This window comes from Leptothrix ochracea, from assembly GCF_041083635.1.
GTDB lineage: Bacteria > Pseudomonadota > Gammaproteobacteria > Burkholderiales > Burkholderiaceae_C > Sphaerotilus > Sphaerotilus ochraceus.
Genome location: NZ_JBFPHB010000031.1, coordinates 17,438 through 43,649, shown reverse-complemented (window position 1 = coordinate 43,649; position 26,212 = coordinate 17,438). Strand labels below are relative to the sequence as shown.

Annotated in this window: 27 protein-coding genes; 11 read left to right on the top strand and 16 right to left on the bottom strand. The window is 62.4% G+C overall.

Annotation, left to right across the window (positions count from 1 at the left end):
• The first annotated feature begins 10 nt into the window (after window positions 1–10).
• Complete coding sequence (locus AB3X39_RS11215; RefSeq protein WP_369417468.1) at window positions 11–1,609, top strand: RNA polymerase factor sigma-54; 1,599 nt, start codon at window positions 11–13, stop codon at window positions 1,607–1,609.
• A 459-nt stretch (window positions 1,610–2,068) separates the two neighbouring features.
• On the opposite strand, the gene AB3X39_RS11210 is transcribed toward AB3X39_RS11215, so the two are convergent.
• The 3 genes from AB3X39_RS11210 to AB3X39_RS11200 form a co-directional block, all read right to left on the bottom strand.
• Entirely contained in the window at window positions 2,069–2,644 is a 576-nt protein-coding gene (locus tag AB3X39_RS11210) for a hypothetical protein (protein ID WP_369417467.1), read from the bottom strand.
• Window positions 2,645–2,742: 98 nt separating this feature from the next.
• On the bottom strand, window positions 2,743–3,039 hold the full coding sequence (locus AB3X39_RS11205; protein WP_369417466.1) for a hypothetical protein: 297 nt from the start codon (window positions 3,037–3,039) through the stop codon (window positions 2,743–2,745).
• Window positions 3,040–3,176: 137 nt separating this feature from the next.
• Complete coding sequence (locus AB3X39_RS11200; RefSeq protein WP_369417465.1) at window positions 3,177–4,088, bottom strand: hydroxymethylglutaryl-CoA lyase; 912 nt, start codon at window positions 4,086–4,088, stop codon at window positions 3,177–3,179.
• A 136-nt stretch (window positions 4,089–4,224) separates the two neighbouring features.
• On the opposite strand from AB3X39_RS11200, the gene AB3X39_RS11195 reads away from it, so the two are divergent.
• Window positions 4,225–4,524: a hypothetical protein gene (locus AB3X39_RS11195; RefSeq protein WP_369417464.1), complete on the top strand. Its 300-nt coding sequence runs from the start codon at window positions 4,225–4,227 to the stop codon at window positions 4,522–4,524.
• Here the strand turns inward: AB3X39_RS11195 and AB3X39_RS11190 are convergent.
• The 3 genes from AB3X39_RS11190 to AB3X39_RS11180 are packed head-to-tail and all read right to left on the bottom strand — an operon-like array spanning window position 4,479 to window position 8,928.
• A complete protein-coding gene (locus tag AB3X39_RS11190) occupies window positions 4,479–6,485 on the bottom strand; it encodes an acetyl/propionyl/methylcrotonyl-CoA carboxylase subunit alpha (RefSeq protein WP_369417463.1) in 2,007 nt (668 codons plus the stop codon). The genes AB3X39_RS11195 and AB3X39_RS11190 overlap by 46 nt on opposite strands.
• Window positions 6,467–7,279: an enoyl-CoA hydratase/isomerase family protein gene (locus AB3X39_RS11185; RefSeq protein ID WP_369417462.1), complete on the bottom strand. Its 813-nt coding sequence runs from the start codon at window positions 7,277–7,279 to the stop codon at window positions 6,467–6,469. Before AB3X39_RS11185 ends, AB3X39_RS11190 begins: the two co-directional genes overlap by 19 nt.
• Before the next feature lie 26 nt (window positions 7,280–7,305).
• A complete protein-coding gene (locus tag AB3X39_RS11180) occupies window positions 7,306–8,928 on the bottom strand; it encodes a carboxyl transferase domain-containing protein (RefSeq protein ID WP_369417461.1) in 1,623 nt (540 codons plus the stop codon).
• Window positions 8,929–9,025: 97 nt separating this feature from the next.
• Between AB3X39_RS11180 and AB3X39_RS11175 the strand changes: the two genes are divergently transcribed.
• Window positions 9,026–9,751 carry a hypothetical protein gene (locus AB3X39_RS11175; protein ID WP_369417460.1) on the top strand — a complete coding sequence of 242 codons (726 nt, stop codon included), beginning with the start codon at window positions 9,026–9,028 and terminating at the stop codon, window positions 9,749–9,751.
• Here the strand turns inward: AB3X39_RS11175 and AB3X39_RS11170 are convergent.
• Genes AB3X39_RS11170 through AB3X39_RS11160 form a run of 3 tightly spaced genes read right to left on the bottom strand, consistent with a single transcriptional unit; the run spans window position 9,733 to window position 12,043 of the window.
• Window positions 9,733–10,506, bottom strand: a complete 774-nt coding sequence (locus AB3X39_RS11170) for an MBL fold metallo-hydrolase (protein ID WP_369417459.1) — start codon at window positions 10,504–10,506, stop codon at window positions 9,733–9,735. The genes AB3X39_RS11175 and AB3X39_RS11170 overlap by 19 nt on opposite strands.
• 18 nt (window positions 10,507–10,524) lie before the next feature.
• Window positions 10,525–11,211 (bottom strand): FHA domain-containing protein, encoded by a 687-nt coding sequence (locus tag AB3X39_RS11165; protein ID WP_369417458.1) that lies wholly within the window; start codon window positions 11,209–11,211, stop codon window positions 10,525–10,527.
• A gap of 49 nt (window positions 11,212–11,260) precedes the next feature.
• Window positions 11,261–12,043 (bottom strand): Stp1/IreP family PP2C-type Ser/Thr phosphatase, encoded by a 783-nt coding sequence (locus tag AB3X39_RS11160; RefSeq protein WP_369417457.1) that lies wholly within the window; start codon window positions 12,041–12,043, stop codon window positions 11,261–11,263.
• Between the two features lie 288 nt (window positions 12,044–12,331).
• On the opposite strand from AB3X39_RS11160, the gene AB3X39_RS11155 reads away from it, so the two are divergent.
• Complete coding sequence (locus tag AB3X39_RS11155) at window positions 12,332–12,751, top strand: SWIB/MDM2 domain-containing protein (protein WP_369417522.1); 420 nt, start codon at window positions 12,332–12,334, stop codon at window positions 12,749–12,751.
• 68 nt (window positions 12,752–12,819) lie between these two features.
• Here the strand turns inward: AB3X39_RS11155 and argC are convergent, their stop codons facing one another.
• Complete coding sequence (argC, locus tag AB3X39_RS11150; RefSeq protein WP_369417521.1) at window positions 12,820–13,767, bottom strand: N-acetyl-gamma-glutamyl-phosphate reductase; 948 nt, start codon at window positions 13,765–13,767, stop codon at window positions 12,820–12,822.
• 74 nt (window positions 13,768–13,841) lie between these two features.
• On the opposite strand from argC, the gene AB3X39_RS11145 reads away from it, so the two are divergent.
• The 3 genes from AB3X39_RS11145 to AB3X39_RS11135 all read left to right on the top strand — a co-directional run bounded on the left by AB3X39_RS11145 (window position 13,842) and on the right by AB3X39_RS11135 (window position 15,701).
• A complete protein-coding gene (locus tag AB3X39_RS11145) occupies window positions 13,842–14,756 on the top strand; it encodes a ParB/RepB/Spo0J family partition protein (protein ID WP_369417456.1) in 915 nt (304 codons plus the stop codon).
• On the top strand, window positions 14,753–15,430 hold the full coding sequence (locus AB3X39_RS11140; RefSeq protein WP_369417455.1) for a Crp/Fnr family transcriptional regulator: 678 nt from the start codon (window positions 14,753–14,755) through the stop codon (window positions 15,428–15,430). Before AB3X39_RS11145 ends, AB3X39_RS11140 begins: the two co-directional genes overlap by 4 nt.
• An 82-nt stretch (window positions 15,431–15,512) precedes the next feature.
• Window positions 15,513–15,701, top strand: a complete 189-nt coding sequence (locus AB3X39_RS11135; RefSeq protein ID WP_369417454.1) for a YgaP family membrane protein — start codon at window positions 15,513–15,515, stop codon at window positions 15,699–15,701.
• A gap of 23 nt (window positions 15,702–15,724) precedes the next feature.
• On the opposite strand, the gene AB3X39_RS11130 is transcribed toward AB3X39_RS11135, so the two are convergent.
• The 6 genes from AB3X39_RS11130 to AB3X39_RS11105 are packed head-to-tail and all read right to left on the bottom strand — an operon-like array spanning window position 15,725 to window position 21,731.
• Window positions 15,725–16,468 carry a M48 family metallopeptidase gene (locus AB3X39_RS11130; RefSeq protein ID WP_369417453.1) on the bottom strand — a complete coding sequence of 248 codons (744 nt, stop codon included), beginning with the start codon at window positions 16,466–16,468 and terminating at the stop codon, window positions 15,725–15,727.
• The gene (locus AB3X39_RS11125; protein WP_369417452.1) at window positions 16,446–17,225 is read right to left on the bottom strand and encodes a lysophospholipid acyltransferase family protein; all 780 of its coding nucleotides are present in this window, start codon (window positions 17,223–17,225) and stop codon (window positions 16,446–16,448) included. Before AB3X39_RS11125 ends, AB3X39_RS11130 begins: the two co-directional genes overlap by 23 nt.
• Before the next feature lie 15 nt (window positions 17,226–17,240).
• The gene (gene gmhB / locus AB3X39_RS11120; RefSeq protein ID WP_369417451.1) at window positions 17,241–17,813 is read right to left on the bottom strand and encodes a D-glycero-beta-D-manno-heptose 1,7-bisphosphate 7-phosphatase; all 573 of its coding nucleotides are present in this window, start codon (window positions 17,811–17,813) and stop codon (window positions 17,241–17,243) included.
• A gap of 24 nt (window positions 17,814–17,837) precedes the next feature.
• Window positions 17,838–19,991: a glycine--tRNA ligase subunit beta gene (glyS, locus tag AB3X39_RS11115; RefSeq protein WP_369417450.1), complete on the bottom strand. Its 2,154-nt coding sequence runs from the start codon at window positions 19,989–19,991 to the stop codon at window positions 17,838–17,840.
• A gap of 3 nt (window positions 19,992–19,994) precedes the next feature.
• On the bottom strand, window positions 19,995–20,963 hold the full coding sequence (gene glyQ / locus AB3X39_RS11110; RefSeq protein WP_369417449.1) for a glycine--tRNA ligase subunit alpha: 969 nt from the start codon (window positions 20,961–20,963) through the stop codon (window positions 19,995–19,997).
• A gap of 57 nt (window positions 20,964–21,020) precedes the next feature.
• Window positions 21,021–21,731: a nucleotidyltransferase family protein gene (locus AB3X39_RS11105; RefSeq protein ID WP_369417448.1), complete on the bottom strand. Its 711-nt coding sequence runs from the start codon at window positions 21,729–21,731 to the stop codon at window positions 21,021–21,023.
• 124 nt (window positions 21,732–21,855) lie between these two features.
• Here AB3X39_RS11105 and gap point away from each other — a divergent pair, with 124 nt between their 5' ends.
• From gap to AB3X39_RS11085, 4 genes are all read left to right on the top strand, one after another.
• Window positions 21,856–22,857 carry a type I glyceraldehyde-3-phosphate dehydrogenase gene (gene gap, locus AB3X39_RS11100; protein WP_369417447.1) on the top strand — a complete coding sequence of 334 codons (1,002 nt, stop codon included), beginning with the start codon at window positions 21,856–21,858 and terminating at the stop codon, window positions 22,855–22,857.
• Between the two features lie 112 nt (window positions 22,858–22,969).
• Entirely contained in the window at window positions 22,970–23,854 is an 885-nt protein-coding gene (gene dapF, locus AB3X39_RS11095; protein ID WP_369417446.1) for a diaminopimelate epimerase, read from the top strand.
• A gap of 3 nt (window positions 23,855–23,857) precedes the next feature.
• Window positions 23,858–24,832, top strand: a complete 975-nt coding sequence (locus tag AB3X39_RS11090) for a tyrosine recombinase XerC (RefSeq protein WP_369417445.1) — start codon at window positions 23,858–23,860, stop codon at window positions 24,830–24,832.
• Window positions 24,833–24,893: 61 nt separating this feature from the next.
• Complete coding sequence (locus tag AB3X39_RS11085) at window positions 24,894–26,075, top strand: class I SAM-dependent rRNA methyltransferase (protein WP_369417444.1); 1,182 nt, start codon at window positions 24,894–24,896, stop codon at window positions 26,073–26,075.
• Window positions 26,076–26,212: the final 137 nt, after the last annotated feature.

The window sequence follows — 26,212 nt, the reverse complement described above, 5'->3', positions numbered from 1 at the left end:
AGGTGCGGCGATGAGAGCATCCCTCCAGGTTCGCCTGTCACAACACTTGGCGCTGACACCGCAGCTTCAGCAGTCGATCCGGCTGCTGCAACTCTCGACCCTGGAGTTGCAGCAAGAGGTCGAGCAGATGCTCGAACAGAACCCGTTCCTCGATGTCGAAGAGGATCATGCGCTGCCGTCCCTAGAGGCTTCGGCCCTGCCCGAGCGGGTGGACCCGCGTGACAACGCCCAAGAGCGCGCGCGTGATGAAGGGGCCGAAGCGGACACACCGCCTCTTGATCAGCTCGACCAAGGTGTGACGGCGCGCGATGACTGGGAAAACGGCACCGAGCAAGACGATTTCGACGGCATCGCCGATTTGCCCAGCCTGCGCCAAGCCGGTTCTGGCACCGATGAAGACGCCGACGACTGGCGCGAACGCACGGCGGCGAGCGCCTCGCTGGCCGACCATTTGCGCGTGCAGGTGGCGGATCTGCGGCTTTCGGCCGAAGAGGCTTTTTTGGTCGAAGCGCTGATCGAGTCGCTCAGCGACGACGGCTATCTGGCCGACCCGCTCGACGAGATCCACGCCCGGCTTTGGGAAGGCTTGCTGCTGCAAGACGCGACGGCCGCTTTGTCGTTTGAAGACGCCCAAGCGCTGCGCGAAGACCTGATGGATCAGCTGCGCTGCGCCTTGCATTGGTTGCAGAGCTTGGAGCCCACGGGGGTTGGGGCGCGTGACTTGAGCGAATGCTTGCAGCTGCAACTGCGCCAGCACGTGCCCAGCCCTGAGCGCGACTTGGCGCTGCAAATTTGCGCCGCACATCTCGACTTGCTGGCCCGGCGCGATGTGACCCGCCTGCTGGCGCTGACCGGGGCAGACGCCGGGGCCCTGCGGCTGGCCCAGCAACTGATCAAGTCCCTGGAGCCCAAGCCCGGCCGCCCCTTTTCGACCGCCGAGGCCAACATCATCGTGCCCGATGTGATCGTGCAAAAAGCCGGTCGCGGCTGGCGCGTGATGCTCAATCCGGACGTGATGCCGCGTTTGCGCATCAACGAGATGTACGCCCAAGCCCTGCGCCAACAGCGCGGTCAGCAGCGCAGCAACGTCGCAGCGGGTGGGACGGCCGCTGGGGACGACTCCGGCAACGTGCTTGCCACGCGGCTGCAAGAGGCGCGCTGGTTCGTCAAAAACATCATCCAGCGCTTCGACACCATCGAGCGCGTCTCACGCGCCATCGTCGAGCGCCAAAAAGCGTTTTTCAGCCACGGCGAGATCGCCATGAAGCCGCTGGTGCTGCGTGAGATCGCCGACGAGCTGGGTCTGCACGAATCGACCATTTCGCGCGTGACCACCGCCAAGTACATGACCACGCCCTACGGCACCTTTGAGCTCAAGTACTTCTTCGGCTCCTCCCTCAACACCGAAACCGGCGGCAATGCCTCCAGCACCGCCGTGCGCGCGCTGATCAAACAACTCGTCTCGGCAGAGAGCCCCCACAAACCTCTCTCCGACAGCCACCTCTCCGACATGCTCGCCGAACAAGGCATCCAAGTCGCCCGCCGCACCGTCGCCAAATACCGCGAATCCCTGCGCATTCCCCCAGCCAATTTGCGCAAGGCGATGTGAGGCTATTCAACGAAAAGCTCCACCTCGATTTGAGCAACTGGCCATGCTTTCAGCTTAGATAAGACCAGCTCGCACAACACCTCAAGTTCAGATGTATCTCGAACTTGAGGCCTGAAGAGGAAACGGAGAATGCTGGACGGTTAAATGCATTCGAAATTGGCCCTGTTTCGGTCTATCTGTGAAGACATCTATCCCCCCAGCTTCACCCCCGGTTTCTCGAACCATGCAAACCAATCTCAGTATTCTTGATGAGATTGAAGACCGTCCTGTATCTCAATCGGCTTTACGAATCCGAAGGGACTTTTCTTCATCAAAGAACAGCATCAAATTCTGGGATGAATAAGCGATGGCCCATCTAAAAATAAATCGTCGATAATAAATTTTTATATGAATGTATATGTATGAATAACAGTCTTTTTATTTATACTTGTGCCATAAAACATTGGATGGACCAATAATTCACCAGTAAAGGCCAGATTTGTCGATGTCGTCGAATTCAATAGCATCAGACATGCCTGAAGACAATGTTTCATGAAATTGTTTGTCTGATTGAATAAGCAGCATAGATATACCAATAAATTCCTTGGTTTGCTCGCTGTAAATCCTAAGCTTTTCTAGATCCTTTCTGCATCCATTAAGCTTGTATTGCGCCTTCTCGCCGATTTGCATGTATTTCAATTCAATTGCAGCGCATACTGGAAGCTCCCAAAATCTATCATTTCTCCAGCCACGTTCCTCCCAAGTTTTTGCATCGTAGCCATCAATGTCGTCTCGATCTATGAAAGCGATATCGAATCGTGCGGAGCCTGGGTATTCACACTTGACCGGCGATGTCGATATTATCCCGTCTGTAGGGTAGTATTTTGTGTTGTGATAGCCTCCGTGCAAAGCTATTTGATCTGTTTTTAGATTTGAGTACGCTATTGAGAATAGAATGGCTTGCAAGTCCGCTTCGTACAAGAAATTGTATGGATTGTCTTGGAATTCAGTAATAAAGTTATTTATGCTTTTCCTGATCTTTTTAAGATACTTCATGATTTTATCTTCTGCTAAACATAAATATTGGTACATCCGCCAGATGTGGTCCGTGTTGAGCCGCAGGTTTGGTGCACATAAATACTCTGTGTCGGATCTCACTTTAGAGAGTAGTTGCCGTTTGCGTAATAGTCTGTGACTAAACCTAATTTGTCCGCCGTTACTATGCTTTGATAATCTGAGTTCTGCCACACATAGATTTTTCCATTCGCACTTGGGAGTTGCTCGACTCTTGTTGGTTTGCCCCACATTGAATATAAATTGTCAATGTTTTTGCCCAGAACAATTGCTCTGACCTTAGTGTTTATTTCAGTGTTGCTCATCGGAATGGCTGTGCAGCCAGAAACGACAAGTATCAACGAGACTATTTTCCAGATGTAGAGCTTTTGTTTCATCTTGACCCTTTTCTCGCCTGTGCGGTCTATCGCGCTGGTGATGCTCCCTTGGGAGGCATCGTAAGTTTTTCAAAGTGCTTTGAAAAGATCCCGACTCCAACTTTTGGGGGATGGGTGTGGCATCCCCCTTTTGGGGGTTATGACTTGGTTTGTTGGGCGGCCATCGCTCGGGCCACGCGGGAGCCGGTGGGGCGGTGGAGGAGGGTGGAGATGAAGGTGCCGGCGTCGATGAGGGCGGGGAGGTCGATGCCGGTGGAGATGCCGAGGCCGTGGAGGAGGTAGACCACGTCTTCGGTGGCGACGTTGCCGGTGGCGCCTTGGGCGTAGGGGCAGCCGCCGAGGCCGGCGACGCTGGTGTCGAAGATGTGGATGCCGAGCTGGAGGCTGGCGTAGACGTTGGCCAGCGCTTGGCCGTAGGTGTCGTGGAAATGGCCGCTGACCTCATCGAGGGGGAAGTGGCGCAAGGCGCGCTCCAAAGCGTGTTGCACCTTGAGCGGTGTGCCCACGCCGATGGTGTCGGCTACGCCCAAGTGATCGACGCCCAGATCCTTCATGGCGTGCGCCACGCGTTCCACCGCATCGGGCGAGACCTCGCCCTCATAGGGGCAGCCCAGCGCGCATGAAATCACCCCCCGTACCCGCAGGCCGGCGGCATGCGCGGCTTGGGTCACGGGGCGGAAGCGTTCGATGCTTTCGGCCACCGAGCAGTTGATGTTTTTGCGGCTGAAGCTCTCGCTGGCGGCGGCAAACACCACCACCTCATCCACCTTGGCCGCCAAGGCGGCTTCAAAGCCTTGCCTATTGGGGGTGAGGGCGCTGTAGCGCACGCCGGCTCGCCGTTGCAGCCCGGCCATCACGGCGGCGTTGTCGCTCATCTGCGGCACCCAGCGCGGGCTGACAAAACTGGTGACTTCGATGGCGTCGAGCCCGGCGTTTTGCAGCCGATGCACCAGCTCAATCTTGTGCTCGGCCGCGACCATCTGGGCCTCGTTTTGCAGACCGTCGCGCGGTCCGACATCGACCAGTGTGACCTTGGAAGGCAGGGACATCGGGTATTCCTTAGGGGTAAATGTGACGACGAACACGCCTGTCACACATGGCTTGCGAATTGCGTGATTTTGGGACTGGCGCTATGGCGTATCTCAGACAACCATAGCGACCGCTACCGTTCATGAGTGCGCTGCTATGCCTGAATCCATCCGCCTGAGTCTTGCTTGCCGTATCCGCGACCTGCTGTTGCAGGAAGTGGGGGAAGCCATCGACGTGCCCCTGATGCTGGGCCCGCATGAGTACGCGCTGGCGGTGCTCAGCCTGTGCCGCAGCGCGCGCAACCCGGAGCTGCGGCGTCTGGGCGATCAATTTCGCCAAGCCTCGGCCGACCACATCAAGGCACAGCGGGTGACGATCAGCAGCCCGCGTGTCCACGGCTCGCGCTCCTTTCAAAGCCTGTTCAGCTCGATCAACGCCTCGCCCTCGGCGACCTGATCGCCCACGCTGTAGCGCAGGGCTTGCACCGTGCCGGCCTTGGGGGCTGTCAGGGTGTGCTCGATCTTCATGGCTTCCATCACCGCCACGGCTTGACCCGCAGCGACGACATCGCCCACCTTGACCAGCAGTGCAATCACCTTGCCCGGCATCGGCGCTTGCAAGCCGCCGCCATGGGCCTGAGTTGGGCTTTGGGTGGCGTTTTTTATCGCGTCTTGCAAGGGATCAATCCAGCGCACCAGCGCTTGGCCAGCGTCGGTGTGGATCGAGAGCAGCGTGCCCGTGCGGTCTTCAAAACGATAGACCGCGCCTTTGAAGCGTGACGCATCAACGCTCAGCAGCTGAGCGCCCAGCGCCAACTGCATCGGCCGACCCGCTTGCTGGAGCAGGCTGAAACGCTGGCGCTCGCCGGCGTGTTCGATCTCAAACAAGCGCTGCGCTGCGCCGTGCATGCGCCAGCCGTCGCGGGCCGACCAAGGGTCGCTTGATCCTTGGTGATGGATCTGACTTTGCGCGGCTTCCTCGGCCAAGCTGTGCGCCACCACCGCTTGGGCCACCGTGGCCAGCGCCAAGGGCGGGGCGTCAAACAGGGCGGCGCGTTCGTGCTCGATCAAGCCGGTGTCGAGTTCAGCGGAGGCAAAGCGCTTGCAGTTCACCACCCGGCGCAGAAAAGCCGCGTTGCTCGGCAGGCCCACCACATGGGTTTGGGCCAAGGCCGCGTCGAGCCGCACCAAGGCTTGGTCGCGGTCCTCGCCCCAGACGATGATCTTGGCGATCATCGAATCGAAGTGCGGCGAGATCGCGTCACCTTCTTTCACGCCGGTATCGACCCGCACCGCGCCGCGCTCAAAGGCGACGTGCTCGGGCCAGCGCAGCACCGCCAAGGTGCCGATGGCGGGCAAAAAGCCGGTGTCGGGGTTCTCGGCGCAAAGCCGGGCTTCGATGGCGTGGCCGTGGCAACGCAGCGCTTCTTGCGCCAGCGGCAGGGCTTCACCGCTGGCGATGCGCAACTGCCACTCGACCAGATCCAGCCCGGTGATGGCTTCGGTCACGGGATGCTCGACTTGCAGCCGGGTGTTCATCTCCATGAAGTAAAAGCGCGGCGGCGCAGCGCCTTGGCCGGGCTCGACGATGAACTCGACCGTGCCGGCCCCCACATAGCTCACAGCGCGGGCGGCTTGGATGGCGGCTTGCGCCATGGCTTGGCGCACGGTCTCGGGCAGGCCGGGGGCCGGGGCTTCTTCCAGCACCTTTTGGTGGCGGCGCTGCACCGAGCAATCGCGCTCAAACAGATGCACAAACTGGCCGTGGCGGTCGCCAAAGATCTGGATCTCGACGTGGCGCGGGCGCTGCACGTAGCGCTCGATCAGCACGGCGGCATCGCCAAAGCTGGCTTGGGCCTCGCGCTGGCACGAAGCGAGGGCGGCCTCAAAGGCTGCGGCCTCGGTGACGATGCGCATGCCCTTGCCGCCGCCGCCCGCGCTGGCCTTGATCAGCACCGGGTAGCCGATGCGCTCGGCCTCCAGCGCCAGCCGTGCCGGGTCTTGGTCCTCGCCGTGATAGCCCGGCACCAGCGGCACACCGGCGTCTTGCATCAAGCGTTTGGCGGCCGATTTGAGCCCCATGGCGCGGATGGCGCTGGCGGGCGGGCCGATGAAGACCAGGCCGGCGTCTTGGCACGCTTGGGCGAACTCGGGGTTCTCGCTCAAAAAGCCGTAGCCGGGGTGGATGGCCTCGGCCCCGCTGGCTTGGGCGGCGGCGAGGATCAGCTCGGGGCGCAGGTAGCTGTCGCGCGCACTTTGGCCGCCGAGGGCGATGGCTTCGTCGCAGGCCGCCACGTGTTGACTGTGCGCATCGCTGTCGGCGTACACCGCCACGCTGCGCACGCCCAAACGGCGCGCGGTGGCGGCGATGCGGCAGGCGATTTCGCCACGATTGGCGATCAGGATTTTCTTGAACATGGGTCCGTGGTCCAGGCAGGGGGGCGTTTGTCCAGAAAGGCGCGCAGACCTTCGCGGCCTTCGGCGCTGGCGCGGATGTCGGCGATGCGCCGGGCGGTGTCGGCGCGCAGCTCGGGGCTGAGCGGTGCTTGGGCGACGTCACGCACCAGTTGCTTGCAAGCCCGCACCGCCGCCGGGCCGTTGGCTCGCAGGCCCTCGATCAGCGCCTGCACGTGGGTGTCGAGTTGCTCGGGCGCCACCACCTCGTGCATCAGCCCGCAGCGGGCCGCTTGGGCGGCGCTGAAGCGCTCGGCGGTGATCATGTAGCGCTGCGCGGCGCTCTGGCCCATGGCGCGCACCACGTAGGGCGCGATGGTGGCCGGCAGCAGGCCGAGCCGCGCTTCGGAGAGGCAAAACTGCGCGCCTTCCGCCGCCACGCGCACATCACACACGGCGGCCAGCCCCAAGCCGCCGGCAAAGCAGTCGCCGTGGATGCGACCAATGATCGGCACGGGGCAGGACCAGATCGTCCAGAGCATCGCGGCCAGTGCTTGGGCGTCGCGGTGGTTTGCGTCCCAGCCTTGGGTGGCCATGTCGCGCATCCAGCCCAGATCGGCCCCGGCGCAAAAGACCTTGCCGCGTCCGCCCAGCACGATCACGCGCAGCTCGGGCTCGGTGGCCAATTGGGCAAAGCAGCGATCAAGCGCATGGATCAGCTCGGCGTTGAAGGCGTTGCGCGTGTCGGGACGGTTCAGCCAGACGCGGGCCACGGGCCCCTCGCGTTCCAGCGCCAGCATCGGGGGGAGGGTGTTCATGTGCTTTTTGACGGCGGGTTGAAGAGTCACATGCGAAAGATGCCGAAGCGGGTCGGTGGGATCGGGGCGTTCAAGCTGACGGATAGGCCCAAGCCCAGCACGCGGCGGGTGTCGGCTGGGTCGATGACGCCGTCGTCCCAGAGCCGGGCGCTGGCGTAATAGGGGTGCCCTTGGCGCTCGTATTGCTCAAGGATCGGTGCTTTGAAGGCGGCTTCTTCCTCGCTGCTCCAAGGGCTGCCCTTGGCTTCCAGCCCATCGCGCTTGACGGTGGCCAGCACGCTGGCGGCTTGCTCGCCACCCATCACCGAGATGCGCGCGTTGGGCCACATCCAGATGAAGCGTGGCGAGAAGGCCCGACCGCACATGCCGTAGTTGCCAGCGCCAAAACTGCCGCCGATGATGACGGTGAACTTGGGCACCTCAGCGCAAGCCACGGCGGTGACCATCTTGGCCCCGGCGCGGGCGATGCCTTCGTTTTCGACCTTGCGCCCGACCATGAAGCCGGTGATGTTCTGCAAAAAGACCAGCGGAATGCGGCGCTGGCAGCACAGCTCGATGAAGTGCGCGCCTTTGTCGGCACTTTCGGCGAACAAGATGCCGTTGTTGGCCACGATCCCCACGGGCAGGCCTTCGATGTGGGCAAAGCCGGTCACGAGGGTGGTGCCGTAGCGCGCCTTGAATTCGTCAAAGGCGCTGTCATCGACGATGCGGGCGATGACTTCGCGCACATCAAAGGGCTTGCGTGTCATCACGCCGTGGGCGTCGAGCGGGATGATGCCGTGCAGCTCAAGCGGATCAAAACGCGGCGGGCGGGCGGGCTGGCAAGCCAGCTCATGCGTTTTGCGCCGGTTCAGGTGGCGGATGGCTTGGCGGGCCAAGGCCAAGGCGTGGGCGTCGTTGTCGGCCAGATGGTCGGCCACGCCCGACAGGCGCGTGTGTACATCGCCGCCGCCCAGGTCTTCGGCGCTGACTTCCTCGCCGGTGGCGGCTTTCACCAGCGGCGGGCCGCCGAGGAAAATGGTGCCTTGCTCGCGCACGATGATGGTCTCGTCGCTCATCGCCGGCACATAGGCTCCGCCAGCGGTACATGAACCCATCACCACCGCGATCTGCGCGATGCCCTCGGCCGACATGCGCGCTTGGTTGTAAAAAATCCGGCCAAAGTGATCGCGGTCGGGGAAGACCTCGTCTTGGTTGGGCAGGTTGGCCCCGCCCGAATCGACCAGATAAATGCAGGGCAGGTGGTTTTGCTGCGCCACTTCTTGGGCCCGCAGATGCTTTTTGACCGTCAGCGGGTAATAGGTGCCGCCCTTGACAGTGGCGTCGTTGCAGATGATCAGGCACTCGACACCGGCCACCCGGCCGATGCCGGTGATCAGTCCGGCGCAAGGCGCTTCGTCCTTGTACAGCCCCAAAGCAGCCAGGGGGCTCAACTCCAGAAAGGGGCTGCCGGGGTCGAGCAAGGCTTCGATGCGTTGTCGGGGCAGCCACTTGCCGCGCCCGAGGTGTTTGGCCCGGGCCACCTCGCCACCGCCTTGATGGATGCGCTCAAGGTGCGTTTGCAAGTCAGCCACAAGGGTGCGCATCACGGCGGCGTTGGCTTGGACGTCGGCGGCGCGCGGGTTGAGTTGGGAGGCGAGGATCGACATAAGATCATTATGTCTTGACGTTTACGTCAACGTCACTCGTAGAAACCTCATCCCCCGATGGACGACCCTCAGGCCAGTGTTACACCTTGATGGCACCATGCCGACCATGCTTTTTCATGATCTCTTGACTGTGGCGCTGAGCGGTCACGGACTGGCCGCGATGGCCGTGACCGGTGTGGCGCTGGCCTTTCGTCCGTGGGCGACTTTGCGTCAAACCGAGGCCCTGCAACACCCGTGGTTGGCGGTGCTGGTGGTGCTGCCGTGGTTTTGGGCGACCCAAAAAATCGTGCCCTTTTTTGGCCCACAGATGCAGCTCTCTGGCGCTTGCTTGATGGTGCTGATGTTCGGCTGGCCGCTGGCGATGCTGACTTTGTGGCCGGTGGCCTTTTTGGGCGGCTGGCTGGCGGGGGTGAGCATGGATCGGACCACCGAGTTGCTGCTCTGGAACGGCATGATGCCGGGCACGTTGGCCCTGCTGATCGGTTTGGCGACCCGGCGCTTTTTGCCGCATCACCTGTTTGTCTACATCTTGGGCCGGGGGTTTCTCACCACCGCTTTGGCCTTGGGGATCTCAGGGTCGGTCTGGCTGTGGATGGGACCGGCCACAGCCGCTCAAGCCAGCGTGGCGCCGTCCAATCTCTCAGAGCTGCTGATCGGCCGCTGGTTGATTTCGTGGGCCGAAGCCTTTGCCACCGGAGGCATGACAGCGATTTTTGTCGCCTTCCATCCGGAGTGGATGGTGACGTACTCCGATCAACGCTACTTGCCCAAGCAGGAACGGGCGAAGGCTCCATCCAGTCGTTCTCAGAACGAGAAGCGCTGACCGGTTTGCAGAGCTTGGATGGTGTGAGGCACCTGCAACTGCTCAATCTGACCCATCACGGCGGCCCGCTCACCCGGCTTCATGTGGGTGATGGCAATCGCGGTCGGCTGGTCGAGTTGGATGATTTCGTCGCGCAGGCGGCAAGGTGAAAGATGCTGGCTGATCTTGGCCAGCGCGAGCTCTTCGTCGCTGAAGGCGGTCTCGATCACCAACTGCGCCAGCTTGCGGCCCTTCAGGGTGGCCCACAGGTCGGGGTTGGGGCCGGTATCGCCGGTGTAGACCCACCAGCCGCTGGGCGTCGCCACCGCGTAGCCCACCGCAGGCACGGTATGCCGCGCTGGCAGCACTTCGATGCGCTGTCCACCGATGTCCAAGGCCTGACCGACATCCACCTCCACCAATTCGATGATCGGTTGATGGCTGGGCAGGCGGGTGAAGTCGGGCCACAACACGCCGTTGAAAAGGTGCTTGCGCAAAGCGTCCAAGGTGGCCACGAGGCCATACACCCGGATCGGCTGGTAAGGGCGGCGTTCGAGGCGTTCGCGCATCACGCTATCGGCCAAGAGCGGGATGCCGAGCACGTGGTCGAGGTGCGAGTGCGACAACAGGATGTGGTCGATTTGCGCCAGATCTTCCAGCGGCAAATCACCGACACCGGTGCCGGCGTCGATCAAGACATTCTTTTCGATCAGAAAAGCTGTTGTTCGGCTGCCGGCGGCAATCGATCCCGAGCAGCCGAGAACATGCAGATTCATCAGATTTGCAACATGAAATCAGGGTTGCACGAACTGCATCTGTGATCCTGCCAGCTCGATCACATCACCATCTTTCAGGTGCACAGGGTCCGACATCACGGGCATGCCGTTCACTGTGGGGCGATGTGCGCCCTCCACATGCGAAAACACATAGCCGCCGGGTCGTTTGGTGATCGAAGCCACTTGCATGCCGGGTCGTCCCACGGTCGTCACCACCTTGGTCAGCACGACTTCCCGGCCAGCCGCAGCGCCGGACAGCACCTTGATCACGGCTTGGAGGGGGGGGCCGGCGTTGGCATTGGTCGGATAACTGGGCGGTACACCTGTTGCCATGGGGGGCGTCTGCCGTACGATCGGCCCCGGTCCTAGCGGGACTTGACCCTGTTTCAGGATCATGGTCTGTTCGTAATCGGTGCTGTCTTCGACCACGTACTTGATCTTGTACTTGCCGATCTCGACCGTATCGTTGTGCTGCAGCAATTGTTTTTTGATGGCACGACCGTTGATGTACGTGCCATTGGTGCTGTTTTGGTCCTCGATATAGACACCGGGGCCGTCCATCTGGAGCACGGCGTGCTCACCGCTGACGGCCAAGTTGTCGATCACGATGTCGTTGTACGGACGTCGTCCGAGGGTCGTCCGGTCCTTCATGAGCTGGACTTCCTTGATGACGACCCCGTCCAGCGAAACGACGAGTTTTGGCATGCGTGGCCTCTGAATCAATGCGTGAAAACAGTACGAGTCGGCGGAGCGGTCAGTGACGGAAGGGCCACCAAGAACGGGTACCAGCCCCACCCCCCCGCACCGTGACGAGGATCACAGCAATATTATCCCGTCCACCGGCTGAATTGGCTGCGGATACCAAGGCATCACCTGTTTCTGCAATCGTGTGATGAGCATGAAGCACTTGGGAGATCTCGTCATCGCTCAGCATATCCGACAGACCGTCCGAGCACAGTAGATAGATGTCACCTGGCATGACGCCATGTGTGTGAGTTTCCAGCAGAACGACGTCTTCAACACCCACCGCGCGTGTCACCAAGTTCTTGTGCGTGCTCTTGGCCGCTTGTTCGGGTGTCAGCAAGCCGGCGTCAATTTGTTCTTGCAGCAAAGAGTGATCACGGGTGATTTGCGTCAAACGCCCCCCCCGCCAGCGATAGGTGCGCGAGTCCCCGACATGACCGACCAGCAAACGGCTGCCTCGGAACACCGCGACCACCAAGGTGGTGCCCATCCCCGCATATTGGGGGTTGGCGTTGGCGGCATTGAAGATCGAACGGTTGGCGTTATCGACGCAGATATCCATCGCACGACGAACATCGTTCTCGCTCACCATCGCTGGCGCTTCGCCCAGCCAGCGTCCAAGTTCAGAACGGATGAAGGTGGTGGCCATGTTGCTGGCCACTTCACCCGCGTTGTAGCCGCCCATGCCATCGGCAAGGACGGCCAAGGCCACGGACTCGTCAACGACGACAGAGTCTTCGTTGTTCGAGCGGGCGAGACCGCGATCGGTCACGGCATAAAACTCGAAACTCATGGAGTGCAAGGGTAAGGTGGTGGCAAGCCAAGGACGGGGCCGATTTTGCCCTTAAGTCGGGAGAGTGCCAATGAATCAGCGCAAGAAGGTGGGTTCTGGGCGCGTAATCCTGCACCCTTGAGGTGCTTGTTTCATCTTTGTGGGGATCGGTTCAAGGAGCGCATGCTTTTCATCCCTTGGTGCAAGCAGTAACATTCGTGCGCACGGTGTTTCCGAAGCGTCGCGGGCGGGTCTGCTCAGTGGCCAACGGTGCCGTTTCAATGAATGCTTTTGATGGAGATAAATGACATGGCAACTGCAAAGAAGGCCGCCGCAACGAAGGCACCGGCGAAAAGCGCTGCAACCCCGGAGGTCGCGGTCAAGAAGTCGGTGACCAAGGTCGCAGCGGCACCGGCTGCAACCGAGGTTGCCGCTGTCAAAAAGGTCGCGACCAAGGCGGCCAAGGCCGCAGCACCGGTGACCAAGCCGGCCGCAGGCTTTATGAAGCCATTGACACCATCCAAGGCTCTCGCAGCCGTGGTGGGCGCCAAGCCGTTGCCCCGCACCGAAGTGACCAAGAAGGTTTGGGTCTACATCAAGAAGCACAAGCTTCAGGATGAAGCCAACAAGCGCATGATCAACGCCGACGCCAAGTTGAAGGAAATCTTCAAGGTTGATCAGGTGTCGATGTTCGAAATGACCAAGCTGATCAGCGCGCACCTGAGCTGATACAGCGGCATCGCGCAGGTTGTGTGATGCCCTGCGCTTTGAACAAACGGGCCCACTGGGCCCGTTTTTCATGCCTGAAGGGCCAAGGTCTCGTCGAGACCCAAGTGGATGTTCATCGCTTGGATAGCGGCGCCGCTGGCGCCCTTGCCCAAGTTGTCGATGCGAGCCATCAGCACGGCCTGGGTCGCGTTGGCAAAAACACACACATCTGCGCGGTTGGTTTCGTTGCAGGCTTGGATGTCAAAAAAGCCGTTGTCCAGCGCCTCCATGCCATTGAGCGGCAGTACGCGCACAAAGCGTTCGCCTTGGTAGCGTGCGGCCAGAGCTGCATGCAGATGCTCGGCGGTCACGCCTGCGCCCAAGCTGCTCAGATGCAGCGGCACGCTCACCGCCAGCCCTTGGTAGAAGTTGCCGACCACCGGCATGAACACTGGGGCGATGTTCAGGCCCGTATGGGCCCCCATCTCCGGGATGTGTTTGTGGCTCAGACCCAACGCATAGGGACGCGGTGAGGCCAGCTTGGCATCTGCGCCGCTGCGGTATTGCTCGATCATCGATTTGCCGCCGCCTGAATAGCCGGTGATCGATGTGGCGGTGATCGCTGCATCGGCAGGGATCAAGCCGGCGTCGATCAAGGGACGCAGCAGCACGATGAAGGCTGTGGCATGACACCCTGGATTGGCGATGCGTTTGCCCGCCCGGATCGCATCGCGCTGCGTGGGGGCGAGTTCCGGCAAGCCGTAGACCCAGCCCGGTTGAGTCCGGTGGGCGGTGCTGGCGTCGATGATGCAGGTGGCCGGATTGGTGACCAAGCTGACCGCTTCCTTGGCCGCAGCATCGGGCAGGCAGAGGAAGGCGACATCGGCCGCGTTCAGCAGTCGCGCACGCTCGGTGCTGTCTTTGCGTTTCTCGGGATCAATGCGCAGCAGCTCCAAGTCCGTGCGAGCCGACAACAGCTCGTGAATACGCAGGCCGGTGGTGCCTTCTTGACCATCGACGTAAACCACACGTTTCATGTCCATCCTTTTCATCCTCGGCCGACAGCCGGCCCCAGGGCGATCAAGCATAAGCGATCGGTGACAATGCGGCCATGGTGACAAAGATGCCCAAAGGACTTGGTCGCGGCCTAGAAGCGTTGCTCGGGCCGCAGGTGGCGGATGCGGTGGTGAGTCGCGGCCGCGACGACACGCCCACGACGCTGAACGTGGCTCAGCTGCAACCGGGACGCTATCAACCGCGTACCCGCATGGATGAAGGCGCGCTGTTCGAATTGGCCGAGAGCATCCGCACCCAAGGTGTGATGCAGCCAATTCTGGTGCGGCCCATCGAGGCGCCGGCCGGGGGGGCGCCCGGCTACGAGGTGATTGCGGGCGAGCGGCGCTTGCGGGCGTCGCGCTTGGCGGGGCTGGAAAGCGTGCCGGTGTTGGTGCGCAAGGTGCCCGATCAGGTCGCCGCTGTGATGGCGCTGATCGAGAACATCCAGCGCGAAGACCTGAACCCGCTCGAAGAGGCGCAGGGCGTGCAGCGCCTGATCGAGGAATTCCGTCTGACGCACGAAGACGCTGCGCAGGCCATTGGCCGCTCGCGCAGTGCCACGACCAATTTGCTGCGTCTGCTGAACTTGGTGCCAGCGGTGCGACAGATGCTGGCCGCGGGCGATCTGGACATGGGTCATGCGCGGGCGCTGTTGCCGCTCGAAGGCGCGGCTCAGATTGCTTGCGCGCATGAAATCCTCGCAAGGCAACTCTCGGTGCGCGAAGCCGAGCGCTTGGTGGCGCGCACGCTCGAAGGCAAAGCCGGGCCGGTGGCCAAGGCGGCCCCGCCCACCAAATCGCGCGATTTGCTACGCATCGAAGAACAACTCGCCGACCGCTTCACCGCGTCGGTGGATATCCGCGTGAAAAAGGCCACCCGACGCGGCCAGCCGGGCGAGATCGCCATCGCTTTTGGCTCGATGGATGAGCTCAACAGCTTGCTGGACAAACTCGGTTTGAGCGAGTCGTGACTCCCACTTTCATCGATCCTGCCGCCTTGGCTGCGCTCTATCCAATCTTGGTGGACGCGCCGCCACCGGGTTGGTTGGACGATGTGCAGCGCGCGATCATCGACGTGCCCGCAGGGACGGTGCTCTTTGACGAAGGCCGGGCTTGTGCCGGTTTTCCGATGGTGCTGAGCGGTGCGGTGCGGGTGGCGCGGGGGGCGCCGCAGGGGCGGGCGATTGAGCTTTACCGGGTCTCACCGGGTGAAATTTGCATCGTCTCGGCCTCGTGCCTTTATGGCGATGCACCGCTGTCAGCCCACGGTGTGGCGGTGGAGGCGACGCGCTTGCTGCTGCTGCCGGGGCCGGTGTTCATGCGCTGGTGCGCGCACGAGCCTTTTCGGCACTATGTTTTTGCTGTCTTTGCCAGTCGCATGGCCGATCTGATCGCCTTGGCTGAAGCCGTGGCTTTTCAGCGCCTCGATCAACGACTTGCCGCCGCTTTGCTTGGGCGCGGCGGCACGCTCAGCTTGACGCATCAGCAGCTGGCCGATGAGTTGGGCACGGTGCGCGAGATGGTGACGCGCTTGCTCAAGCGCTTCGAGCAGTCGGGCTGGGTGGCCTTGGGGCGTGAGCGCATTGAGCTGCTTGATCCCATCGCCTTGCGCCATCTTGCCGCTGGTGCTCCACCGGCTATGTGATCCCAGTCACAGAGTGTTGATGCCAAGACGCGCACACTGCGCTCCTGCCGGCGCGGGGCCGGATTTTTGGAGAACTGCTGTGATGACAAAAATCAATGTAGGCACGATCGACCGTGTCGTGCGCATTTTGGTGGGCTTGGCCCTGATCGGTTTGGCCACAACCGGCCATATCGGCGTTTGGGGTTGGATCGGTGTGGTGCCGTTGGTGACGGCCTTCTTGAAGATCTGCCCGCTGTACTCGGTGCTTGGCATCAAGACGTGTTCTAACTGAGTCCACCGAGGGGGCTGTACGGGCTATGCGCCCCACTCGGGGACGGTGTGGCGTTTGAGCTCAGCACGGCGGCGGCTGGTGTCCGGTAACACCGCTTCAACATGTCGCCAAAAAGCCGGGCTGTGGTTCATCTCGTGCAGATGGGCCAGTTCGTGCACCACCACGTAGTCGATCAAGTGGATGGGTAGGTGCAACAAGCGCCAGTTCAGACGCACCGTCTGGAGCGCACCGCGTTTGCTCGCGCTGCCCCAGCGGGTGCGCGCTGAGGTGAGGTGCAGTTGCGGCAGTGCGTGCAGCGCCAGTCGTGGCGCATAAAGGGCGATGCGCTCAGCAAAGAGGCGCAGCGCGGCCTGCTTCCACCAGCGGTGAACGGCAGCCCGTAGGTGATCGGCGTCCTGCGCCTTGAGTCGCAAATGCAAGCTCGGTGAGGCCTGTGAGGTCTCCGGCAGGACGTCGATCAGTTCGGGCCGAGGGCCTTTCCCCGTCACATCCAGCTGCAAACTGTCGCCCAAATAAGGCAGCACGGTGCCGTGTTGCCACGTGATGGGGGCTGGGTGGGGTGCTTGGTTGCGATGCTCTTGCTCAGCCAAGCGTTGCAAGATCCAGTCAGCTTTCTGGCGCAGCGCGGCTTCGATGTCGCTCAGCGCCACCCAAGCCGGGGCGCGCACGGCAAGGCCCTCTTTGCGAATCACCAGCCCGATGCTGCGCCGCTGGACGCGGTGCAGCTGGTAGCTCAGGGTGTGCTCACCGAGCCGGATTTGCGGCATCGGTTTCCGGGGGGACGCTGGGGTAAGCCTCGGGATCAAGCCGACGCATTTCGCCCTCGATCCAGCTTTCCACCTCTTGCATCAGGGCATCCGGCCGACGGCCGGTCGGATCGATGGGCGCGCCGATCGAGATATCGACCACCCCGGGGCGCAGCAAAAAGCTTCGGCGGGGCCAGCAACGGGCCGAGGTGACGGCGATGGGCACGATGGGGGTACCCGCCGAGATCGCCAAGCGCGCTGCGCCGCTGTGATAGTCGCCCTTGCCGCCGCGCTCAGCGCGGGTGCCTTCGGGGAACATGATCATCCAGTTGCCTTGGGCCATGAACTGCTTGCCCTGCTCGGAGACTTTGCGCCACGCCTCGGTGCGGCGGCCCCGGTCGATGTGCACCATGTCAAGCCGCGCCATCGACCAGCCGAAGAAGGGGATGTAGATCAGCTCGCGCTTGAACACATAGGACAGCGGGTGCGGCATCAGCGCCGGGAAGGCAAAGGTTTCCCACGTCGATTGATGCTTGGGGGCCAGGACCACCGCTTTTTGGGCGTCGGCGGCGGTGGGTAAATGCGCCATGCCTTGAATGCGCCAGCGCACGCCGCAGATCCAGCGCGCACCTTGGGTGGCGAGCCACAACCAGCCAGCGCACATCCAGTACAGCCGGGTGCCGCGCAGAAAGATCGAGGCGATCAGCACCGCCGTGGCGTAGGGCACCACGGTGATGACCAGCCAGAGCACGAAGAAAAAAGAGCGCAGATAAATCATCAAAAAGCTTTCAGCTCAGGGGCTGCTGTTGAGGATGACGTGGGCGAAAGCTGCCAGATCGGCGTGGATCTTGACGCCCTTGATCTGCTCGCGCAGCGCTTGTTGCTTGTCGGCACTCATGCGCGCTGCTTTGCCGGTGAGCACCAAGTGCGGCAGGCAACCGGCAGCGGTGGCTGCTTGCAGATCGCGCAGCGAGTCACCCACCGCATGGACGGTGCCGGCCAGACTGATGCCGTAGCGTTCGGCGATCTGCTCGAACAGCCCCGGCAGGGGCTTGCGGCAGCGGCAGTTGTCCTCGGGGGCATGGGGGCAAAAGAAGATCGCATCCACACGCCCGCCGTGTCGCACCAGCAACTCGTTCATGCGCTGATGCATGGCGTTGAGTGCGTCCATGTCGAACAACCCCCGGCCCAAGCCGGACTGGTTGGTGGCAATCACCACGTGCCAGCCGTACTGGTTGAGCCGCGCGATGGCTTCCAGCGCGCCGGGAATGGGCACCCATTCATCGACGCTTTTGACGTAGTCATCCCGGTCCTCGTTGATGGTGCCGTCGCGGTCGAGGATGATGAGCTTGATGGGTTGGCCCATGGGGGTCTCCGGGGGTGAACAGGCTTAACTGGCCAAGCGCGCCAGATCGGCGACTCGGTTCATCGCGCCATGCAAGGTCTTGAGCAGGCCCAAACGGTTGGCGCGCAAGGCGGCGTCTTCCGCGTTGACCATCACGCCGTCGAAGAAGGCATCCACCGGGGCCTTGAGCGCCGCCAGCGCTTGCAAGCTGGCGGCGTACTCACCTTGCTCGAACCAGCGATCGGCATCGGGCTGCACCGCGCTCAAGGCTGCAAAGAGCTGCTGCTCGGCGGGTTCGGCCAAGAGCGCGCTGTCCACCTGGGCCTGCACCGCGCCTTCGGCTTTTTTGAGGATGTTGCTGATGCGCTTGTTGGCCGCTGCCAGCGAGGCCGCTTCCGGCAGGATTGAGAAGCTGCGCACCGCTGCCAAGCGGCGCGGCACGTCGCCCAAGCGGGTCGGGTTGAGGGCCAGCACCGCATCGACTTCTTGGGCGCTGTAGCCTTGATCGCGCAAAGAGACCGCGAGCCGGTCGGCGAAGAACGCCAACAGTTTGGCCGTCGGGTCCTCGATCAGTTCGCCAAAGGCCGGCACCGCCGCCTTGATCAGCTCGGACAGATCAAGGGGCAGGTTCTTTTCGACCAAGATGCGGATCACGCCTAAAGCGTGGCGACGCAGCGCGAAGGGGTCCTTGTCGCCGGTGGGCAGCTGGCCGATGCCAAAAAGGCCCACCAGCGTTTCGAGCTTGTCGGCCAAGGCAACGACGGTGCCGCTGTGGTTACGCGGCAGGGCGTCACCCGCGAAGCGCGGCTTGTAGTGGTCTTCGATGGCGATGGCGACACCGTCGCGCAGGCCTTCATGACGGGCGTAGTAGCCGCCCATGATCCCTTGCAGCTCGGGAAACTCACCGACCATGTCGGTCAGCAAATCGGTCTTGGCCAGCAGCGCCGCTTGTTGCACCTTGCTGTCGAGCACCTTGAACTGATCCTCGGCTTCCAGCGTGTACGGCACGGTGGCCATGCGCAGCTGGTTGACGATGGCGTGGCCGAGGGCCTTGACGCGTTCGGCGCGCTCACCTTGGGTGCCCAGCTTGCCGTGGTAGACCACCTTGGCCAAACCGGCGACACGGCTTTCCAGCGTCTTTTTGCGGTCTTGGTCGAAGAAGAACTTGGCGTCGGCCAGACGCGGGCGCACGACGCGCTCGTTGCCCTGGATCACCGCGCTTGGGTCTGCCGGGCTGATGTTGCTGACGAGCAAGAACTTGTGGGTGAGTTTGCCCTCATGGCCGGGTCGAGCATCCAGCAGCGGGAAGTACTTCTGGTTGGCCTTCATCGTCAGGATCAGGCATTCCTGCGGCACAGCGAGGAACTCCTGCTCGAACTGGCAAGTCAGCACGTTCGGGCGCTCGACCAGCGCGGTCACTTCGTCGAGCAGCGCCTCGTCCTCGATGGGCTTCAGGCCTTCCTTGGCCGCTGCGGCGTCGAGCTGGCGCACGATCTCGGCCCGCCGGGCGTCGAAGCTGGCGATCACCGCCCCGTCCGTGGCGAGCTGCTCGGCGTAGCTGTCGGCATCCCGCAGCGTCACGGTCGGATGGGTGGCCTCGAAGCGGTGGCCGCTGGTGGTGCGGCCTGAGGTCAGACCAAGGGTTTGCAGCGCCACCACCTCCGCGCCGTGCAGCGCCACCAAGCCGTGCGCGGGGCGCACAAAGTTGACGCTCGACCAGCCGTCGGCCAGCTGATAGGTCATGACCTTGGGGATCGGTAGCTTGGCGAGCGCTTCGTCGAGCGCCTTTTGCAGGCCCTCAGCGAGGGTGGCCCCGGGAACGATCGAGTCGAGGAACAGCGCTTCGGCCTTGCCATCGGGCAGGCGCTTGAGTTGCGGCACGACCGAGGCGTCAGCGCCGACGGCGGCCAATTTTTTCAGCAGCGCCGGCGTGGCTTGGCCGTCGGCGTTGAGCGCCACCGCCACCGGCATGAGCTTTTGCTGCACCGATTTGTCGGCGGCTTTAGACCCAACGCCGGTGACATGGACGGCCAAGCGGCGCGGCGAGGCGAACGGCGTGACTGTGGCCTCGGCACCGGCCAAGCCACTGGCTTTCAGGCTGGCGGCCAGCGTGGCGGCAAAGGCTTCGCCGAGCTTTTTCAGTGCCTTGGGCGGCAGCTCTTCAACGAACAATTCAACGAGAAGATTCTTCGTGCTCATGATTCAGGCGGCCTTCTTCGATTCGTTCTTGGCGTTCTTTTCGGCCTCGGCATCGATTTTGGCGATCACCTCATCGGCCCACGCCTTGGGTGCCATCGGGAAGCCCAAGCGCTTGCGGCTGTCGAGGTAGGCGGCAGCCACGGCGCGCGCCAAGTTGCGGATGCGGCCGATGTAGGCGGCGCGCTCGGTCACGCTGATCGCGCCCCGGGCGTCGAGCAGGTTGAAGGTGTGCGCGGCTTTCAAGACTTGCTCGTAGGCTGGCAGCGCCAGCTTTTGCGCCATCAGGTGCTGGGCGTTGCCTTCGTGGGCCCCGAAGGCGTGCAGCAAGAATTCAACGTTGCTGTGCTCGAAGTTGTAGGTTGATTGTTCGACTTCGTTTTGGTGGAACACATCGCCGTACTTCAAGTCAGGTGCGCCGTCCACGCCCTTGGCGTAAACCAAGTCGTAGACGTTTTCCACACCTTGCAAGTACATCGCCAAGCGCTCCAGCCCGTAGGTGATCTCGCCCGTGATCGGTTTGCAGTCGATGCCGCCCACTTGCTGGAAGTAGGTGAACTGCGTCACTTCCATGCCGTTCAACCAGACTTCCCAGCCCAAGCCCCAAGCGCCAAGGGTCGGGTTCTCCCAGTCGTCTTCAACGAAGCGGATGTCGTTCTTCTTCAGATCAAAGCCCAGCGCTTCGAGCGAGCCCAAGTACAGCTCCAAGATGTTGGCCGGTGCGGGCTTCAAGACCACTTGGTACTGGTAGTAGTGCTGCAAGCGGTTCGGGTTCTCGCCGTAGCGGCCGTCCTTGGGGCGGCGGCTCGGCTGCACGTAGGCGGCTTTCCAAGGCTCGGGGCCGAGAGCGCGCAAGAAGGTGGCGGTGTGGCTGGTGCCGGCACCGACTTCCATGTCGTAGGGTTGCAGCAGTGCACAGCCTTGGGCATCCCAATACGCTTGCAGTCGAAGAATGATTTGCTGGAAGGTCAGCATGTCGGGCGCGCAAGCCCGGCTCGGCTTGCGATCGTTGGAGTCATGAGGAGGCCGATTCTAGGCGGCTGGGGTTTGCAATGCGGCCCATTGCGCGGGGGTGCCGATGTTTTCCCAGCGTCCTGTGTAACGTTCGAGCCCAATCTGGGCCTTTCGCAGGCCTTGATGCAGCAAGGGCCCGAGAGCCGACCGTTGACCGGCCGCCACGCTGTCGAGCAGGGCAGGCCGCATCAAGGCCAGATTGGCGTAGGTCAGGCGTTCAAGGGTGCCATCAGGGGTGGCGATGTCGAAGTCACCCGTGGGGTGATAAACCGGGTTGGGCACCAGCCAAAGATGGGCGTGTTGGCCGCTTTGGCTGAACCGCTCAGCGGCCTTGGGATCAAAGCGGAAATCGGGGGCCCAGATGTCGCCCGAGACGACCCAGAACGCTTCGCGATCCCCTTCGGTCAGCCACGGCAGCACTGTTTTGATGCCCCCGGCGGTTTCCAGCGCTCCGCCAAAATCGCGGCCCTCGTGGGCGTAGTGGATGCTTAAACCAAAACGACTGCCGTCGCCCAGCATCGCTGGAAATTGGTCCTCCAACCACGCGGTGTTGATCAGCACCTCGCGCACGCCGTCGCGCGCCAAGGCCAACAGGTGCCACTCGATCATCGGTCGACCCAGAATGGGCAAAAGCGGCTTGGGTGTGTGGTCGGTCAGAGGGCGCATGCGCTCACCGCGTCCGGCCGCAAGGACGATCGCACGCAGCGGGGCAGAGCAGTTGAGCGTCATGGCATGGATTGTCGAAAGTTCTGGTAAAAGCAAAGATTTTGCGTCAAAATCGTCAGCTTTGCGAAAGAATGGGGCGCATCTGTTACGAGCGACCCCAGCGTTTTACCATCCAGGAGTTTCATTCATGGCTATCAAGATTGGCATCAACGGTTTCGGTCGTATTGGCCGCATGGTTTTCCGCGCCGCGATCGCGAACCACCAAGACATCGAAGTTGTCGGTATCAACGACTTGCTGGAGCCGGACTATCTGGCCTATATGCTGACCTATGACTCGGTGCATGGTCGCTTCAAGGGCAGCGTGGCTGTCGATGGCAACACCCTGATCGTCAACGGCAAGCCGATCCGCCTGACCGCTGTGCGTAACCCCACGGAACTGAAGTGGGATGAAGTCGGCGCCGACATCGTGGTCGAATCGACCGGCCTGTTCCTGACCAAGGACACCTGCCAAGCGCACATCACCGCTGGCGCCAAGAAGGTGATCCAGTCGGCGCCCTCCAAGGACGACACCCCGATGTTCGTCTACGGTGTGAACCACAGCAGCTACGCTGGCGAGGCGATCATCTCGAACGCTTCGTGCACCACCAACTGCTTGGCCCCGATCGCCAAGGTGCTGAACGACAACTTCGGCATCAAGCGCGGTCTGATGACCACGGTGCACGCTGCCACCGCCACGCAAAAGACCGTGGACGGCCCGTCGAACAAAGACTGGCGCGGTGGTCGCGGCATTCTGGAAAACATCATCCCGTCCTCGACCGGCGCTGCCAAGGCTGTCGGCGTGGTCTTGCCTGAACTGAAGGGCAAGTTGACCGGTATGGCGTTCCGCGTGCCGACCTCGGACGTGTCGGTGGTTGACCTGACCGTTGAGCTGAACAACGCTGCTTCTTATGAAACCATCTGCGCCGCCATGAAGTCGGCGTCAGAAGGTGCCATGAAGGGCGTGCTGGGCTACACCACCGACAAGGTGGTTTCGACCGACTTCCGTGGCGAAAGCTGCACCTCGGTGTTCGACTCTGAAGCCGGCATCGCTTTGGACGGCACCTTCGTCAAGGTCGTGTCGTGGTACGACAACGAATGGGGCTACTCCAACAAGGTGTTGGAAATGGTCCGCGTGATGGCTTCGAAGTAAATCCTTCGTCCATCCGGCGCATCACGGCTCATAAGGCCTCATAAGGCCTCATAAGGGCGTGCTCTCGCAAGAGGGCACGCCCTTTGTCATGGGGCGCACGATAATCGCCGGCATGAAACTCCGATTCACCAAGATGCAAGGCGCGGGCAACGATTTCGTGGTGCTTGACGCCACCCGTGTGCCGCTTGAACTCTCACCTGCGCAGTTCCGCTTCATCGCTGATCGCCGTTTTGGCATCGGTGCGGACCAGATCCTGATCGTTGGGCCTTCGCCGGCTGAAGGCATCGACTTCCGCTATCGCATCGTCAACGCTGATGGCAGCGAAGTCGAGCAGTGCGGCAACGGTGCGCGCTGTTTTGCCCGCTTTGTCAAAGAGGCGGGTCTGACCGACAAGCAGCGCATTCGGGTCCAAACCCTGTCGGGCGTGATCGAGCCTGAGCTGCACAGCGATGGCCGGGTCACCGTCGATATGGGCCCGCCGGTGCTCGACTTGGCCCGTGTGCCCTTCCACCCCGACGGCCTGTCCGCGCCGCGTCAGGTCGGGTCCGCCGAGCTGTGGTCGCTGCCTGTGGCTGATCGCCTCATCGAAGCGGCTGTGGTGTCGATGGGCAACCCGCACGCGGTGCTGCCGATCACACAGTTCGGCGTCGAGGATGTCGATCAAGCGCCGGTGGCGCAGTTTGGCCCGTTGATCGAGCATCACCCCGCCTTCCCGCGTCGGGTCAATGTGGGCTTTCTCCAAATTGTTTCACGTGGAACAGTGCGGCTGCGGGTGTTCGAGCGTGGCACTGGCGAGACGCTGGCCTGTGGCACCGGCGCTTGCGGGGCGGTGGTCGCCGGTATCCGTCTGGGCTGGCTGGATGAGCGGGTGGATGTCGAAACCCGGGGCGGTCAGCTGACGATCGAGTGGCGCGGTCCCGGGCATTCGGTTTTCCTCACCGGCCCTGCCGTCACCGTGTTCGAGGGCGAGATCGATATTCCCGCCCAAGGGGCCTGAGCCATGCCCCCAAGCCGGCCTCCTCTGCATGCCTCTCCTTTGGCGCAGGTGCGTGATCTGCCGGCTGACATGGCGGCTTTCCTGACGCACTTGCGTGTTGAGCGCCGCTTGGCCGAGCGCACCTTGAGCATGTATCACGACGCCTTGGTGCGGCTGATGCGCGCTGCGGCCGAGTTGTCGCTTGATCTGCGCCAAGTGCAGCCCAGCCACGTGCGGCGCTGGGCGGCGCGGCTCAACAGCCAAGGGTTGTCGGCGCGCAGCATTGCGATCCATCTGGCGGCCTGGCGCGGGCTCTATCGCTACTTGGGCCGTGCGGGGCTGGTGGGGCTCAATCCGGTGGAAGGCATCCGCCCGCCCAAAGCGGGACGGCCCTTGCCCAAGGCGCTGAGCGTCGAACAGGCCGTGGCGTTGGCCGAGCATCAAGCTGGAGCGCCGGCGGCTGATGAACCTCTGGAGCTGCGCGACCGGGCCATCGTTGAACTGCTTTACGGCTGTGGCTTGCGCATCTCTGAATTGCTCGGTTTGGATGTCCGCCCCGGCGGCGCCACGGCCGGCTGGGTCGATGTGGCGGAAGCGGAAGCCCAAGTCTTCGGCAAGGGCCAGCGGCGGCGCAGTTTGCCGGTCGGGCCGGTGGCGGTGCATGCCCTGAAGGCTTGGCTGGCGGTGCGTGCCACCTTGGCCAAGCCGGAGGAGGGCGCGCTCTTTGTCAGCACGCGCGGCACGCGGCTCACCGATGGCCAACTGCGGCGCCGTCTTGCGCAGCGAGCCTTGGATGCCGGTTTGGGCGTGCACGTGCAGCCGCACATGCTGCGTCACAGCTATGCCTCGCATCTGCTGCAATCGAGCGGCGATCTGCGCGCTGTGCAAGAACTGCTGGGCCACGCTCAGGTCACCACCACGCAGGCCTACACGCGGCTCGACTTCCAGCATTTGGCCCGGGTCTATGACGCCGCCCATCCTCGGGCACGCAAGGGTTAAGTCGGTTTGAGGCGGTCCGAATCAGCGTTGTTTCACGTGGAACAACGGCGACAATGCCGACATGAAAGTCATTCAAATTCGTGAAGGTAAGGAGCGTTCGCTGCTGCGACGCCATCCTTGGGTGTTCCAAGGCAGCATCGCCTCCGGCAAGGCCGATTTGGGCGAAACGGTGCGGGTGCAGTCCCACGACGGCCAGTTTCTCGCTTGGGCCGCCTACAGCCCGAATTCACAGATTCGTGTGCGTGCTTGGAGCTTCGACGAGGGCGAGCGCATCGACCGCGCTTTCTTCCGTCGCCGCATTGAGCAGGCAGTGGCGGTGCGGGCCCGCATGGCCGTGCCCAGCAACGGCGTGCGCTTGCTGCACGGCGAAGCCGACGGCTTGCCGGGCTTGGTGGTGGACCGCTACGACGACACGCTCTCGGTGCAGTTCCTCAGCTCGGGGGTGGAGCGCTGGAAAGACGTGATCGCCGACGAGTTGCTTGCGGTCACCGGCTGCACGCGCATCTTCGAGCGTTCGGACGCTTCGGTGCGCCAGCTCGAAGGCTTGCCTTCGGTGACCGGTTGGTTGCGCGGCGATGGCTCGACCGTGATCACCTTGCAAGAGCACCGCTGGCATTTGCGGGTCGATGTGGCTGAGGGCCACAAGACCGGCTACTACCTTGATCAGCGCGACAACCGGGCGCTCTTTGCTGACATGGTGCGGCAGTACGGCTGCAAGCAGGTGCTGAACTGCTTCAGCTACACGGGCGGCTTTTCAGTGGCAGCGTTGGCGGGTGGCGCGCAGGAGGTCTGGAGTGTCGATTCTTCGGCACCGGCCTTGGCCCGGGCGGTGGAGCACGTGGCGCTCAACGGCTTCGAGGCCGAGCGCCATCACGCGGTCGATGCCGATGTGAACGCCTTGCTGCGTCAGCACCTGAAAGAAGGTCGGCGCTTTGACGCCATCGTGCTCGATCCACCCAAATTGGCACCGACGGCTGCGCACGCTGAGCGGGCGGCGCGGGCCTACAAGGACATCAACCGCCTTGGGCTGATGTTGCTCAACGAGGGCGGGCTGCTGCTGAGCTTCAGCTGCTCAGGCGGTATCAGCGCCGATCTGTTTCACAAGATCGTGGCCGGTGCCGGCATGGATGCCAAGGTCGATGCTTACTTGTTGCGCCGACTCGAAGCTGGCAGCGATCACCCCACCACCTTGACCTTCCCCGAGGGCGAATATCTGAAGGGTTTGGCGCTGCTGCGGCGCTAAAGCGTGTTGTGAAGCTTGGCTGTGGATAACTTGCTCATCCTGCGGGGCTTGGGTCCCTTTTTCTCCTTAAGAGATGGCCGGAACAAGGTTGTGGATAACTTTGTGGATGAGCATCAAAAACTAAAATCTTGCCCTGA

What these genes read in the sequence shown, in the direction of transcription:
- AB3X39_RS11215 (WP_369417468.1), top strand. Translation starts at nt 11, where the DNA reads ATGAGAGCATCCCTCCAGGTTCGCCTGTCACAACACTTGGCGCTGACA.
- AB3X39_RS11210 (WP_369417467.1), bottom strand. Translation starts at nt 2,644, where the DNA reads ATGAAGTATCTTAAAAAGATCAGGAAAAGCATAAATAACTTTATTACT.
- AB3X39_RS11205 (WP_369417466.1), bottom strand. Translation starts at nt 3,039, where the DNA reads ATGAAACAAAAGCTCTACATCTGGAAAATAGTCTCGTTGATACTTGTC.
- AB3X39_RS11200 (WP_369417465.1), bottom strand. Translation starts at nt 4,088, where the DNA reads ATGTCCCTGCCTTCCAAGGTCACACTGGTCGATGTCGGACCGCGCGAC.
- AB3X39_RS11195 (WP_369417464.1), top strand. Translation starts at nt 4,225, where the DNA reads ATGCCTGAATCCATCCGCCTGAGTCTTGCTTGCCGTATCCGCGACCTG.
- AB3X39_RS11190 (WP_369417463.1), bottom strand. Translation starts at nt 6,485, where the DNA reads ATGTTCAAGAAAATCCTGATCGCCAATCGTGGCGAAATCGCCTGCCGC.
- AB3X39_RS11185 (WP_369417462.1), bottom strand. Translation starts at nt 7,279, where the DNA reads ATGAACACCCTCCCCCCGATGCTGGCGCTGGAACGCGAGGGGCCCGTG.
- AB3X39_RS11180 (WP_369417461.1), bottom strand. Translation starts at nt 8,928, where the DNA reads ATGTCGATCCTCGCCTCCCAACTCAACCCGCGCGCCGCCGACGTCCAA.
- AB3X39_RS11175 (WP_369417460.1), top strand. Translation starts at nt 9,026, where the DNA reads ATGCCGACCATGCTTTTTCATGATCTCTTGACTGTGGCGCTGAGCGGT.
- AB3X39_RS11170 (WP_369417459.1), bottom strand. Translation starts at nt 10,506, where the DNA reads ATGAATCTGCATGTTCTCGGCTGCTCGGGATCGATTGCCGCCGGCAGC.
- AB3X39_RS11165 (WP_369417458.1), bottom strand. Translation starts at nt 11,211, where the DNA reads ATGCCAAAACTCGTCGTTTCGCTGGACGGGGTCGTCATCAAGGAAGTC.
- AB3X39_RS11160 (WP_369417457.1), bottom strand. Translation starts at nt 12,043, where the DNA reads ATGAGTTTCGAGTTTTATGCCGTGACCGATCGCGGTCTCGCCCGCTCG.
- AB3X39_RS11155 (WP_369417522.1), top strand. Translation starts at nt 12,332, where the DNA reads ATGGCAACTGCAAAGAAGGCCGCCGCAACGAAGGCACCGGCGAAAAGC.
- argC (WP_369417521.1), bottom strand. Translation starts at nt 13,767, where the DNA reads ATGAAACGTGTGGTTTACGTCGATGGTCAAGAAGGCACCACCGGCCTG.
- AB3X39_RS11145 (WP_369417456.1), top strand. Translation starts at nt 13,842, where the DNA reads ATGGTGACAAAGATGCCCAAAGGACTTGGTCGCGGCCTAGAAGCGTTG.
- AB3X39_RS11135 (WP_369417454.1), top strand. Translation starts at nt 15,513, where the DNA reads ATGACAAAAATCAATGTAGGCACGATCGACCGTGTCGTGCGCATTTTG.
- AB3X39_RS11130 (WP_369417453.1), bottom strand. Translation starts at nt 16,468, where the DNA reads ATGCCGCAAATCCGGCTCGGTGAGCACACCCTGAGCTACCAGCTGCAC.
- AB3X39_RS11125 (WP_369417452.1), bottom strand. Translation starts at nt 17,225, where the DNA reads ATGATTTATCTGCGCTCTTTTTTCTTCGTGCTCTGGCTGGTCATCACC.
- gmhB (WP_369417451.1), bottom strand. Translation starts at nt 17,813, where the DNA reads ATGGGCCAACCCATCAAGCTCATCATCCTCGACCGCGACGGCACCATC.
- glyS (WP_369417450.1), bottom strand. Translation starts at nt 19,991, where the DNA reads ATGAGCACGAAGAATCTTCTCGTTGAATTGTTCGTTGAAGAGCTGCCG.
- glyQ (WP_369417449.1), bottom strand. Translation starts at nt 20,963, where the DNA reads ATGCTGACCTTCCAGCAAATCATTCTTCGACTGCAAGCGTATTGGGAT.
- AB3X39_RS11105 (WP_369417448.1), bottom strand. Translation starts at nt 21,731, where the DNA reads ATGACGCTCAACTGCTCTGCCCCGCTGCGTGCGATCGTCCTTGCGGCC.
- gap (WP_369417447.1), top strand. Translation starts at nt 21,856, where the DNA reads ATGGCTATCAAGATTGGCATCAACGGTTTCGGTCGTATTGGCCGCATG.
- dapF (WP_369417446.1), top strand. Translation starts at nt 22,970, where the DNA reads ATGAAACTCCGATTCACCAAGATGCAAGGCGCGGGCAACGATTTCGTG.
- AB3X39_RS11090 (WP_369417445.1), top strand. Translation starts at nt 23,858, where the DNA reads ATGCCCCCAAGCCGGCCTCCTCTGCATGCCTCTCCTTTGGCGCAGGTG.
- AB3X39_RS11085 (WP_369417444.1), top strand. Translation starts at nt 24,894, where the DNA reads ATGAAAGTCATTCAAATTCGTGAAGGTAAGGAGCGTTCGCTGCTGCGA.